The sequence below is a fragment of the Spirochaetaceae bacterium genome, from assembly GCA_009784515.1.
In the GTDB taxonomy this organism is placed as follows: Bacteria; Spirochaetota; Spirochaetia; order WRBN01; family WRBN01; genus WRBN01.
Genome location: WRBN01000002.1, coordinates 1 through 12,717, shown reverse-complemented (window position 1 = coordinate 12,717; position 12,717 = coordinate 1). Strand labels below are relative to the sequence as shown.

Here is a 12,717-nt window from a genome sequence, read left to right as displayed (position 1 = left end):
CTTACCGCCTTTAGAGAGTAAAGTAATACTTTGTAATATAAAGGGAGGATTAAATGGATATTAATATTTTACAAGATGCCGCTACTAAGGCAGCCACTCGGGCTTATGTGCCCTACTCCGGTTTTGCTGTAGGGGTCGCTTTACTTTGCGGCGATGATGATAAAGACGAAATTATCAGCGGCTGTAACGTCGAAAATTCTTCTTACGGCTTAAGTAATTGTGCCGAACGTACGGCTTTATTTACTGCCGTTGCTTTAGGCAAGCGGAGCTTTAAAGCCATTGCTATTTATTCGCCTAACGCCGCCGATTATCTGCTCCCCTGTGGGGCTTGCCGCCAAGTTCTTAGCGAATTTGTAGGCGAAGATTTTCCTTTTTATCTAGGTAATAAGCAAGGACAATTTACTAAAGTAGCTTTTAGCCAGCTTTTTCCTAAGCCATTTAAAATTAATGAGTAATAATTATTTTAAAAACGACTCATTAGCCTTGCTAGCCTTAAATAGTCGTGCTATAATTAATAATTATAATTAGAGAGGAGACCGATTTATGCCTTTAACTTTTAAACAATTTTTTGATACCGCTATCGAGATAGCCATCGATAACGACCCGCGCGATAAAGCCGCCATCGCTAAACTACGCGAAAAGGCCCAAAAAGATTACGATGCCCTTAAAACCGAAGCCGAAAAGGAACGCTTTGACAAAGACCGTTTAGTGCACCCCTACAGCGATAGCCGCATTATTAACGACAGCGGTAAAGAAATTAAACAACTTATGGTAGGTATCGATTGTGAAGGGCCGGAGCTTTTACTGGCCGACCAGCTAAACGAGCGCGGCAAAGCCATCGATTTAGTACTTACCCACCACCCATCCGGGAAAAGCCGGCCCGGTGTAACCGGTGTTATGAGCAGCCAAAACGACTTTTTAGAGCAATTAGGCGTACCCATCAGCCAAGCCGAAATACCGATGAAAAAGTGGGTCGCCGAGCTAGACCGCCGTATCCACCCCGGTAACCATACCCGTGCCGACAGTTTTAGCAAGCTGCTTAATATCTCTTTTGGGTGTATCCATACTCCGGCCGATTTAATGGTAGAAAACTACCTTAACAACCGTTACCGTAACCAAGAAGATAAATATTATTACCTAAGTGATATTATGGAAGATATTTATAATATTCCCGAATACCAACAGGCGGCCTGTAATAATGCGCCGGCGGCTATTTATGCCGGCGCTAAAGATAACCGGGCCGGCAAAATTATTGTGCAGATGGCCGGCGGCACGACAGGCAGCATAAAAACTTACGAAAACTTAGTACGTGCCGGTTACAGCACCTTAATTGTAATGCACTTGCCCGATAACCACCGCGAAGAATGCGAAAAGCAAAACCTTAACGTAGTAATGGTGGGCCACATGGCCAGCGATAGCTTAGGGCTTAATCTTTTATTTGATGAAATACAAAGACGCACCAAACAAAACTTTACGGTATTGCCGGTAGCGGGCTTTTTACAGCACAGCAGACTTTAATAAGTAACAGGGAACAAGGAATAGATAATAGCTGAAAATTTTTTCTTTCCCTTGTTCTCTAGTTAATACATGGCATTTTCAATTTGCGCTCTTTGGATAGTACTTAATTTTTTAAACCTTGCATAAAAATCAGTAACAGCTATAGAGCCGTTATCATAAACTGGCCTATATAAATTAAATAGACAAAACCGCTTAGTTCCTGCCCATGTTTTAGGGCTTAAAACCCTTAAACCATCAATAATTACACATTTATAATCAGCTGTTCTACAGTCTGCTAATACTTTACTTTCAGAGACACAGCCCCTACCTCTTGTTAGACAACCCTTCCCCTCAACAGTATCAAATTTCCAATCTGTAAAAGCATAACTATTCGTTAAATTGTCTATATCAATTTTCTCATTACTATTAAGCAAATAAAGGTTTTTTACCCACATCAATAATCCTTTCCGTAGCATCATAAATACTATAAACATCTGAACTTTTTGGTACATTAATATTAGATATAAATTTTTTATTAAGTTCTAGTCGTCTGCGTTCTTCTATTTCTTTTTTAGCCTCATCTGCCGCTTCCATTATCGCTATGTCTATTTTCTCTCTATAATCAGCTAAATTAGCATTATCATCCGTTATAAGTTGCTCTAATAAGCTATCTAGTTTTTTACTTAAATCTTTTCCCGTACTTATTAATACTTTTCCAAACAATATTCTTGCCCAATATGGTGGATTATTTATGTAATTCATTATTATTTTTATTTTCAAGCGTAAAACTACTTCACTAAAAGCATTAGAGAGTTGCGCTTTAAAAGCCTCAGAGTTTTTAGCCTCATAATAGGTAAAATTATTAAAGATATTGATATAAGCCTTTCTTACATCTTTCGGCAATTTATTATACCAAAGGTATAAAGGGTTATTAAAAGCCTTTAGTAACCGCATAGTATAAATTATGTAGGCAACCCACTGTTTGCGGTCAGCTGCAAAAATATTATAGTTACACGATTGAAAGATAAAAATACCTTTACTATTTTGTTTAACAATAAAGTTATCTTCTTTACGGCCTTTGCGAATAACCCCGCCGCCAATCCACTTATTTAAATCATCATCTTTATTATTTTGTGTGTTCATATTTTTTATTTCCTTTATAGCAGCTCTTAATTGCTTATACTGTAATTATAAAATAATTAACATATAAAACAGGCTAATATACAAAGACGACTACCCGTTTTTACACTTTATCATAAAAGTACAAATTTGTATATTATTTTTTTCATTTTCTATTAACCTTCCTCTTTGTCTCTACCCTAATATGACTGGCCACAAAAAGGGCGGTAAATAAAAAGCGCACCTTAGCATAGCGGATAACCACCGGGTTAGCGCAGGCCGTTGTTAGCTGCCTTTGTACTATCTCGCTGGCAGTAAATTTAAAAGGCTGTTCGGTGCTAAGCTCGCCGGCCATACGCCGAAAAATAATTAACGATGGCCTTAAAAGCAGTTCTTCTAGCTTTTGGTTAGCGCCATATTTACGTTTGTTACTGCTGTACAGGTCGTATAAAAGCTCGTAGCCATCGTTTGGGTTACGTGTGTAACTAACATAAATAGGGTAAAACCAATCGTTAAGGCCAAGCAGACCGGTTATAGCTAAAATGGCTTCGCTGCCTACACTGTCCGAAAACAAACGCGGCCATTTAAAAGGCTTAAAAAGCATCGTTACCGCTTCGGGCTCCAGTAAAATTTCCAGCGCATTAATGGCCTGAATGGTAATAAAAATATTTTTTTGCGGTAAAATAAAACTATAAATATCGGGGATACTGGCTTTATCGTTAAGGCTGGCCAGCGCACGTATGGCCTCGCCTTGCAGTAAAAAGTTATCGCCTACCGTTAAAGCACGCCTAAGGTAAGGAATGGCGCTTTCTACTTTACGGCTGCCAAGTAAGCGCGCCGCCATATAAGCTGTGGTATGCGTGCGCTCGTTAAGCTGTGTTATTAAGGCCGCCGCCAGTTCGCTGTCTTTAGTGGGCGGGATACTCTCTAAGGTAAAAAGAGCTTGCCGGCGGATAGACATTTTAGGCGAATATAACGTTTCGGTAAGCAGTTCGGTAGGGGCATCGGATTGGGAATGAGCAATTTGCTGTAACAATCTTATTTGGTCATCGGGCTTTAAACTATTTTCCAGCTGGTTAGCCAGCGAAATAGCTTTAATATCTTTAAAGTTTAAAATAAACCCCAGTCCATCGCTCACCGAATGCTTACTGCTATTTTGCAGGCGGGTTAAAAAAATTAAGGTAACAACATAACCAATTAAAGCAATACTAAATAATAACTGAAAAGCAGTTTGCAGATTTACATTAAAAAGTACAGGGAATAAATCGATTAAATAACCGCCCAGTGTAGAGCCTATAGCACCGGCCACACCAAAAACCATATACCAAATAATAGCGAGAGAGCCTACTTCTTCTTTGCGGATAACGGTAAAAAGGTAAGTTTGCGAGTTAGATTCCACCCCTTGCATACCAAAGGTAGAAGTAAAATGAAAGATAGCCAAAAAGGTAAAAAGCGCTCCGCCCACTAAAGCGGGGGTTATAATGGCAGGCAATAAACTAAGAGTAGCCACCGTCATAAAAAAGATATACAAAGTTTTACTGCCCACTAAATTAACGATAGTACGGCTAAAAAGGGCCATCATAAGCGAGCCTAACGTACCGATGGTGGTAAGTAAAATGGTCATACTATCGCTTTGGTTATAAATTTGCCGCGTGTAAACGGCAATGTAAGGGCGGCTTAACCCTAAAAAAAATGATAAAACAAAATAACTAACGATAAAACGTTTGAAAGACCACCGCCCCCAAGCCGTTTTAAAACTTTGTAATAAAGAGGTTTTTTCAACTTGTCGCTGGCTGCTGGGAACTTTAAATAGATAATAAGCCGACCAAAAACCGGTAGCTATCCCCAAAATAATAAAAAGGTTATAACTTAAAATACTGGCATTAAAAACATGCAGCCCTACCACCAACAAAATTAAGGCCAGCGGCGTAAAGATAAAATTAAGCATAGCCAGCACCATTAAATAGCGGCTAAGCTGCTTACCGGGCACAAGGCTATCTATCACCGGGTTAAGGCCAATCAGTGAAATACCTCTAAAAAAATTAAACCCAAAGATGGCAATTATTAAGATAAGGTAGGCCAACTCCAAATTACCCACCCCATAAAAGATGGGTAAAAACAATAACGGCGAAATAGCTACGTACCTAAGCACCTGCCCCCAAGCTAAAGCTTTAGCCGCCCCAATGCGCTCTTGCAGCATTTTACCTAAAGGCACTATCAAAAAAGCAATAAAATTAAACGACGATAAAATACCGATTAACGAAGCCGAAGCCCCTATGCGTATGGCATATAAGGTAATGATGGTACCATTTACCAGCGGGAAAGAAAAGCAGGTAATAACCTGATACAAATTAAAAAACTTACGCCCTTGCTTCATTGCGCTGGCAGATAACATAATATTCTCCGAAAATTAAAAATTAAAAATTAAGAAGTAAACATTTTTTAGTTTTTATTTCTTAATTCTTACTTCTTAATTATTAGTTAACGTTAGTTCTATTTGTTCTATAAACAACGGCGATACACCGGCCGGCTCTATCCCCCACACCAATAACTCGCCGGGGGTTAAAGTTAAGCTGCGTACGGTACGGCCGCCTTCGTGCCTTTCATTAAAATCGGCTAAAAAAGCCTCCCGCTCAAGAGTTATACCCCGACTATTAACAAAGTTAAGGGTTAAAATTAGTTGGTTGTTTACCCTAAAAACAGCATAGTTGCCTTGCCTTTGGTTAGCCCCTTCGTTAAGGGTAAAACGGGTAGCATTAAAATACCACTCGCTACCACTTGCCGAAAAATAACTGCCGTTTAGCTGTAAAGGGAAAAGCTCTATGCTGCGGCTTCGGGGTAAGGTGCTTTCCATTTGGCTGGCCGTCATACGGCGGTAAGTGCCCCGCCACGGCGAATCGCCGTTAAAACGCAGCAAAATTTCGTTGTTGCTGTGGTAAACAATGGTAATGTTACTGGTAATGTAATCTATTTGGCTATTGCGGGTGCTTAATAATAAACCGGTTTGTAAACGGGTAGAAAAATTCCAGTTAAAAACCTCCAGCATATCGTGCTCGCCAAAAACTATTTCCCGGCTTTCGGGCCTAAACTGTACCAACACCTGTCCGCTGTTGGTAGCCAAAAACGAGCCGCTGTCTAGTTCGCTGCGTATCCACGGGCCGTGCAAAAAAGCCTCTTGGGCCCTTACATCTAAAGCCCTTAAAGCTCGCGCTTCGGGGTTATTTAACAATGTACTTTCGTTACGAATAAAAACACTGTTTAACTGAAAGCTGCTGCCGCTAAAACCGTAACGATGCACCTCCAGCCCGGTGGCTACTGTTTCTTCACGGTCGATAAAAAGCTCGCCGGCTACCATAGATAGGTTAATCTCGCCCAAACTTTCTAGGGCAAAAATCTCTACCGCTACGTTATCTATATTACGGTAAACATAAGCCAGCTGCTGGCCGTTAGCGGCGATTAACTTTAAAAAAATGGCCGGTAACGCATAACCGGGTAAAGAGATAGCATCTAACCAAATAGCTCTGTAATTATTAATAGGCACCACAATACCGGTTTCGTCTTCGGTAGGGTCGCGGTCGATGTTAGGAAACCTATCCCAAACAAAAGGAAAAACGGTATGCTGGTTACCCACTTGTTTTAAATAAGCGCTTTCTTCACCATTTAACGAAGAAAAAACATGCGAAAGCTGCCAGTTAATTAAATTTACCGGCGGCTCGCTCCAGCTAACTTCATTTATGGGCGGAGGCTGCTGTAGAGTAAAACTCTCCGGCGGGGTAAAATCGTCTAATCTTACGGTACGCGGCTCACGAGTACAGGCCGTTAAGCCGATAATAATAAAGAATAAAGTGAGTTTTTTCATTCATTTCCTTTTTTGCATCATAATTAACCCGGCATTATAACTGCTGTAATGCCGGGTTAGTGTGTTACAACCAAACGTTACTATTAAAAGGTACGGCAAATTGCAAGCCGTTTGGCCCCTCTAATAGCCCCTGCGCTCTCACTAACGAGCGAATGTTAAGTACTAAAAATTCGTGGCCGTTTTGCTCAACAAACCGCTGGCGCAGCAAAGTAAAACTATCGCCGCTGCTAAAGCGATTAACACCGGCTAAAGTGGCCGGATAAACTTGGCGAACTACATAGTCGCGCCGGCTTATTCTTTCTATGTTCATGCCGGTAAGCGGCGGGAATAACTCTTCTATCGTGCTTCTGTCCATTAAACTGCGGCCAAAGTTGCTGGCCCGGCGCTCTATTAAAGTAATCGCCTCACCGGCCGTACCGTCAGCGGCGCTTTGAAAGTTTACCCTAATGAGAGCCCCTATCGGTTTGCTCATTAAATATTTTTGGTAAGCCGCCCGGCTGCTTTGCGTTTGGCCGTTAAGCGCTGCCAACCTATCGCCAACTTTTAAATTATTATAAGCTGCTAACGAGTTGCCGGCCACGTAAGTTACCTCTTGCATATTGCTCCATTCGTGCAAGGCTAAAGCCAAAAAGGGCAAAGCGGCATCGGTGCGGTTAGCCGCCAGTTTAGGCAGCAAAGAAACAATTAAATCGCTGGGTAAGGCAAAATTAACGCCCTGAAATTGCTCGATACCGGCAAAAACTACCCCCAGTACCTCGCCGTTGCTGCCCACTAAAGGCCCGCCCGAATTACCGGGGTTTACCGCTGCATCTATTTGGATAATATCGCCTATAGGCATTAAAGTGCGGTTAGCGTTACTGACAAGACCGCTGGTAAGGGTAGAGGCCAATCCGCCGGGCGAACCTAAAGCAAAAATTTGCTCGCCGGTAACCGGCCGCCTGTTGGCAAACGAAAAAACATAATGAGAGCTAACGCTGCTGCGCAGCAAAGCAATGTCGTTAATACGGCTAAAGCCAATAAGCTCGGCCGGCACGCGCTCACCTTGCGCCCCCGCCAGCTCTACCGAAAGACGCGCCGCCGGTGTATTGCGGCCGCTGCTCTCCACTAAGGGAGCAATGACATGGTAATTAGTAAGTATGTAGCCGGCCTTATCGATAAAAAAGCCCGAGCCCAAATTAACATTAGGCACCACCATACCGCCACGGCGGATAAAGCCCCTATCTACATAAACCACTACCGTACCGCTTAGCCAGTTGGCCGGGTTATTAACCACCGTTAGCCTATGGTTGTGCGCAAGGCCGCGCCTTTGAGCCTCGCTTTGTAACAAATTAAAAGTTACGGCCGCTAAATTTTGCTCGGCTAAGCCTAAAAAATAAAGCAGCATATCGTTATCTAACAAACTAATATTTACTTGATTACCCAAAGTAGCTAAGGCCACACCGGGACTGCTGGTTTCGGCCACATGGCGCGAAAATTGGGCATATAGAGTATTAAGCCGGCTGGCGGTAATAGCATTAAAGGCATTAAGGCTTTCGCCGTAAACTAAAGCCTGCTGAAAATCGCCGCTGTTAAGCTCTAAGGTTAAACGGTTATTTAAACTGGCGATAAGTTCGGCCATATCTACCGGCCGGCCGGCCCGTATGGCGGCGGCGTAAAAACCGATTGGGTCGGTATTGATATTTTGAGCCGCCAAAGTTACAGGCAAAATTAAAATTAAAGCAGTTAGTAATAACGGCCGTACTATTTTAAACAAAAGAATCTTCTCCTTTTAAGGTATTAAGCTGCCCAGCCGATGCCACGCCAAAATTTCGGCAGCCGTAACCGGCCTTAACAAATTGGCCGATAAGTTAAATTCGCGGCCCAAAGGCCCTTCAAAGTAATAGGCATCTATATAACCATCGCGGTCAAAATCCCACAACTTAATAGGGATAGTTTGCCAATCTTCAAAATAAACGGCTATTTCGCGGTCATCACCAAAATAAGCTAACCCTACCCATACGCCATCGCGGTAATATTCAAATAAGTTAAAGTTGCCGGTGCCGTTTACATCGCGCCGAGCATATTGCACTTGCCAATCTTGCACCATCAGCAAATAATCAAAACGGCCGCGCCCGCTGGAATCTTCCAAGATGGTAACTACTTCGCCGTTTAACAGCCGCATGCTTCTAAAGTGAAAACTGCCGTAATATTCATCTAGCTGGCTGCTATTGGCCAGCAGCTGCCATTGCTCCGGCAGGGCCGTTGTAGCGTTAAAAACAGGCACAGCAGCCCAATCGGCCCTTAGGCTATGGTTAGCCGGCGGCGCAAAAGTGATGCTGCCCGGCACAATGGTATAAACTAACCGCCGCGCCCCTACTTGATTAAGCTGCGGAAAGCTAACGGTAACCCGGCTAACATAAGGGTAGCTGATAAACTCCCATAAAATTTCGTTGTGGCCGCGTTTTTCGTTAATGCTGGTAATTAAACCATTTACAATATTAACGCTGTAATGAGGACGGCCGCTTTGGTTAAGATAAGAATGCCAAACGGCCTCGTTTAAGGTTAGCCGGCCAAGTTCATCGGCAAAGCCATCTAGGGTACGGTCGCGCCCTAAAATAAAAACCTCGCTGCCTTCGGTAAAACTAGGGGGCTCCGGCAGTAAATCTATCTCTATAAACAAACTGGTGGCTTCTTCATCATCGGCTAATAAAGGAACTAGGCCGCCCTCTAACAGGCTAAGGTTACGAAAGTTAATATCGGTGCGCAGCCAATTTTGGCTCAAGCTTATCAGCTCGCGCCGTAAATCTTCGTTTTGCACCCCTCTTAACGCCGCCACCATTAAAGAGCGGGTTACTTCATCGCTTACTACCTGCGGTTGGTTTAAGGCTAAAAATCTTAAGTTAGCTAAATAACGGCCGCTAAAGCCGGCTTCGTTTAATAAAGCAAAGTAAAGACTAAAGTTAGTTGGATAAAGCGAAATTAAACTATCGGCTTCCTCAAATAGCCGGCTGCTGCCCAGCCGCTGTAAACTAAGCAGGTAAAAGAGGGCATTAGAATCGTCATTTACCAACGAATTAACCTGATATAGGCTAACCGCCTCTTGGTAACGGCCGGCCCGGTAATAAAGCGGTAATAGCCAAGCGATAACTTGATTGCGGGTAAACAGATTATCGCTATTGCCGGTAATTAAAGCCTCTTCAAAGCGCTCTATCGCCTCGCCGTAAAGGCCTTGCCGTTGAGCAATAAGGCCGCTTACCACAAAGTAACCGGCATAGGCACGGGCAAAGGGGCCGGCTTGCTGGATAATAGCAGCGGCCTCGTTTACCGAGTTATTATGGTAAGCCGCCAAAGCCGTACGCACATGCAGCAAAGCCAGCTCGCTGTTAAGGCTATTTTGAGCCGGCAGCAAGGCAGCTGTAGTAAAGATAAACAAAACCATTAATTTTAGCATTTTAACTTATCCCAAAGAGTACTTTTTTAAATTTTCGGCTACTTGGCTTAATAATACTAGCTTTGCCCGGCTTTGTCTATCTTTGGTTTGTTAAAAGTTGGTTACTTTTTATTAACCGGCGGTTAATTTACCTTGACTTTAGTTAAAAAATAGGATATTATCTAACTATAAAAAACTGAGGCTAGCAAAACCAGCCTCAGAAATGTAAAGTTACGTTTTTAATGTAACCTTTGTAGTGCTATTACGAGCATAAACAGTGCAAATAGTAATGCTCGTAGTAGTGTTTTTTCACTTACCCACATTTTTTACACCTCCCTATAAGAATTTTTCCCTATAAGTTAGCGCGCCCTGTTTACCAAAGCCTTGCGGCTTCTTAAATGTTATCATAATATTGTTTTGGTTTATTGTCAAGGCACTAAAATTAACACGTCAGTTTAATTAAAAAAATAAGTAAGAAAAAATTAACCACAAAAAATTAAGTTTTTTATTTTGTGCCTTTTGTGGTCATAAAATAAAATAACCCCCTTGTTAGCGCAAGGGGGTTATTTACTGCTATGTTAATATCTTTTTTAATGGAGATATTATTAAAAGTTAATGCTATAACCTACACGTAGGGCAGCAAATTCACCGATAAAACGGCGGTACGATACGCCATCGTCCCAGTTATCAACACTGTTACCATCATCATCAAATTCACCGATAGCAAAACCACCGCCAATACGGCTGCGTAAACCAATTAATAAGTTACCTGGGCCTAAAGGAAGCTCGGTACCAACTTCTAATACACCGGTAATGTCTAAGTAGTGGAAACCGCCTAGAGAATCGCCATCATACGATGCGCTAAAACGAGTATAACTTACGTTAGGGCCAATAGCTACATAAAGTGGAAAATCGATAGGCAGGCTAATGCGGGCCAAAATATCTAAACCAACGGTAAAAGCGCCGGTGCTGAAATCGCCGCGATCGGTGCTTGCCCAATCGGTCCAATCACCGCCATCTGGTTGAGTACGAGCGTTTAAATCGCCAATACCAATGCTGTAACTTAAAGCTACACCAAGTTGTAAGGCAATAAGTTCGCTAAAACCTAAGTTTACAAAAATTTCGCCGCCCATTGGTATGGCTAATTCACGGTTTTGGAAAAGGCCAGCACTATCCACGTCGGTAGTGTCATGGTTCATGGCAATACCGGCGCCTAATTTAGCGCCAAAACCAATTTCTACAGCGTAAGCATTTACGGCTAACATAGCAACCATAGCTAATAAAGCTATTTTTTTCATTTACATTTCTCCTCTAAAAAATGTGCAATTTGTAATGAGGTAACACTAACATATGGCCAAAAATTAGTCAACTACTTATAATGCTTTTTTACGGTAAATATAGCTAACTATTTATAACAAGCTGCCGGCCGTAAAACGCCTTATAAGTAGTTGACTATTAACTAGCCGCAGCGTATCATATTAAATATGAAATATAAACTTTTGCTAAGTTGCCTGCTGCTAACTACCAACTTGTGGGCGCAGCATATTAATTTGCCGGCCAACCGTGCCGCCGTTTTACCGGCCACCGATTATGTTATTTACATACCCTGGGGCACTTTACCCACCCTTTACGTAGCTTTGCACGCCCAGCTGCACAACACCCCATCTTTTTTGTGGTACTTTAGGGTCGGCACTTTAAATAACGAGGCCCAGCCCAGCCACCTTACCTTAGTAGGCACGCCCGGCGCCACCGCCGATGTAGCCCTGATGGGCCGCGAAGTGGCCCGGATAATCCAGCAAAACCCTAACGCCAGCTTTACTTTATACACCGATGATATGCAAGCCGGGCGTATCTTCATCGAGCTGCTTATAGCTAATGGGGTAAAAGACGGCAACTACTTTGTGCGCATCCTCTCCGATGGCACGGGCACTTACAACTTTTACCGCAACCTTTTTAACCGCACCGGCGCCGGCTTCGAGGTTTTTAATAACGCTATGCTTTTTTATTTTAATTTATTTTACCGGGCCGGCGTTACCGGCAGCGCCGCCCACCTGCCGCGCACCAACAATAATTGGGCCGACCTTGCTAACCAAATGTTTGCCCTTGCTACCTACCCTTTTGCCGAATTATGGCTAAGCCACCCCGATTTACTGCTCTCGGCCGATTACCGTATGGGCCTTGCCCGTATGCTTATTAATGCCCGCGAGGTTACGCCGCAATTTTTATTTAGCTTGCTTAACAGGGCTCAAACCGAATCTTTTTTACAGCTGGTAAACTTTGACCGCACCTACTTTGACAACTTGCTTGGCCAAAACAGCGCCAACCGCCCGCCTTTAGTGGTAACTATGAGCGACCCTATCCCGGCTAACTTTAATACCATTTTAGCCCAAATATTACGCGACTACGCAGATTACGCTATCTTTTTAAAACCGCACCCCAATGCCGCCCCTACAGCCGCGCAAATAGCCCACTACCGTTCGTTAGGGGTGGTAGAGATACTGCCGGCCCGTATGCCGATGGAGGTATTTATTTGGGCTTACCCGCATATTAAGTTAGGCGGCTTCCAAAGCAGCTTATATATGTCGGCCGGGCTGGGACAAGTGTTATTTTTTATTGCTAATGGCCCAAACGATTTACCCGAGCCGTTAATTAGCCTTTACCAACGGCAGGGCTTTCCCGGCGTACGCTTTATAAATAGGTGATAGAAAATTAACAATTAATAACTGGAAGATAAAAGTTTTTAATTTTTTGTTACTAATGTTTCCGTTAAATACTCTCTTAAATCATCGGGCATCTCGCTTACCATCTGCCGTATGTCGCCGGCTAAATCTAC

General features: G+C 43.0%; 10 protein-coding genes. 3 read left to right on the top strand and 7 right to left on the bottom strand.

Annotated elements, in window-relative coordinates; all coding sequences use genetic code 11:
* The first annotated feature begins 53 nt into the window (after positions 1-53).
* Together FWE37_00490 and FWE37_00485 are read left to right on the top strand one after the other, a co-directional pair.
* Complete coding sequence (locus tag FWE37_00490) at positions 54-455, top strand: cytidine deaminase (GenBank protein MCL2519468.1); 402 nt, start codon at positions 54-56, stop codon at positions 453-455.
* Positions 456-543: 88 nt separating this feature from the next.
* Complete coding sequence (locus FWE37_00485) at positions 544-1,518, top strand: hypothetical protein (GenBank protein ID MCL2519467.1); 975 nt, start codon at positions 544-546, stop codon at positions 1,516-1,518.
* Between the two features lie 62 nt (positions 1,519-1,580).
* Here FWE37_00485 and FWE37_00480 read toward each other — a convergent pair whose 3' ends face one another.
* The 7 genes from FWE37_00480 to FWE37_00450 all read right to left on the bottom strand — a co-directional run bounded on the left by FWE37_00480 (position 1,581) and on the right by FWE37_00450 (position 11,182).
* A complete protein-coding gene (locus tag FWE37_00480) occupies positions 1,581-1,952 on the bottom strand; it encodes a hypothetical protein (GenBank protein MCL2519466.1) in 372 nt (123 codons plus the stop codon).
* Positions 1,924-2,640, bottom strand: coding sequence for a hypothetical protein (locus tag FWE37_00475; protein ID MCL2519465.1), 717 nt, complete (start codon positions 2,638-2,640; stop codon positions 1,924-1,926). The genes FWE37_00480 and FWE37_00475 overlap by 29 nt, the downstream gene beginning before the upstream one ends.
* A gap of 142 nt (positions 2,641-2,782) precedes the next feature.
* Positions 2,783-5,011 carry an MFS transporter gene (locus FWE37_00470; protein ID MCL2519464.1) on the bottom strand — a complete coding sequence of 743 codons (2,229 nt, stop codon included), beginning with the start codon at positions 5,009-5,011 and terminating at the stop codon, positions 2,783-2,785.
* A gap of 75 nt (positions 5,012-5,086) precedes the next feature.
* On the bottom strand, positions 5,087-6,475 hold the full coding sequence (locus tag FWE37_00465) for a hypothetical protein (protein MCL2519463.1): 1,389 nt from the start codon (positions 6,473-6,475) through the stop codon (positions 5,087-5,089).
* Between the two features lie 64 nt (positions 6,476-6,539).
* Entirely contained in the window at positions 6,540-8,228 is a 1,689-nt protein-coding gene (locus tag FWE37_00460; protein MCL2519462.1) for a S1C family serine protease, read from the bottom strand.
* Positions 8,229-8,243: 15 nt separating this feature from the next.
* Positions 8,244-9,905 carry a tetratricopeptide repeat protein gene (locus FWE37_00455; protein ID MCL2519461.1) on the bottom strand — a complete coding sequence of 554 codons (1,662 nt, stop codon included), beginning with the start codon at positions 9,903-9,905 and terminating at the stop codon, positions 8,244-8,246.
* A gap of 584 nt (positions 9,906-10,489) precedes the next feature.
* On the bottom strand, positions 10,490-11,182 hold the full coding sequence (locus FWE37_00450; GenBank protein ID MCL2519460.1) for a hypothetical protein: 693 nt from the start codon (positions 11,180-11,182) through the stop codon (positions 10,490-10,492).
* 186 nt (positions 11,183-11,368) lie between these two features.
* On the opposite strand from FWE37_00450, the gene FWE37_00445 reads away from it, so the two are divergent.
* A complete protein-coding gene (locus FWE37_00445) occupies positions 11,369-12,586 on the top strand; it encodes a hypothetical protein (GenBank protein ID MCL2519459.1) in 1,218 nt (405 codons plus the stop codon).
* The last annotated feature ends 131 nt before the right edge of the window (positions 12,587-12,717 follow it).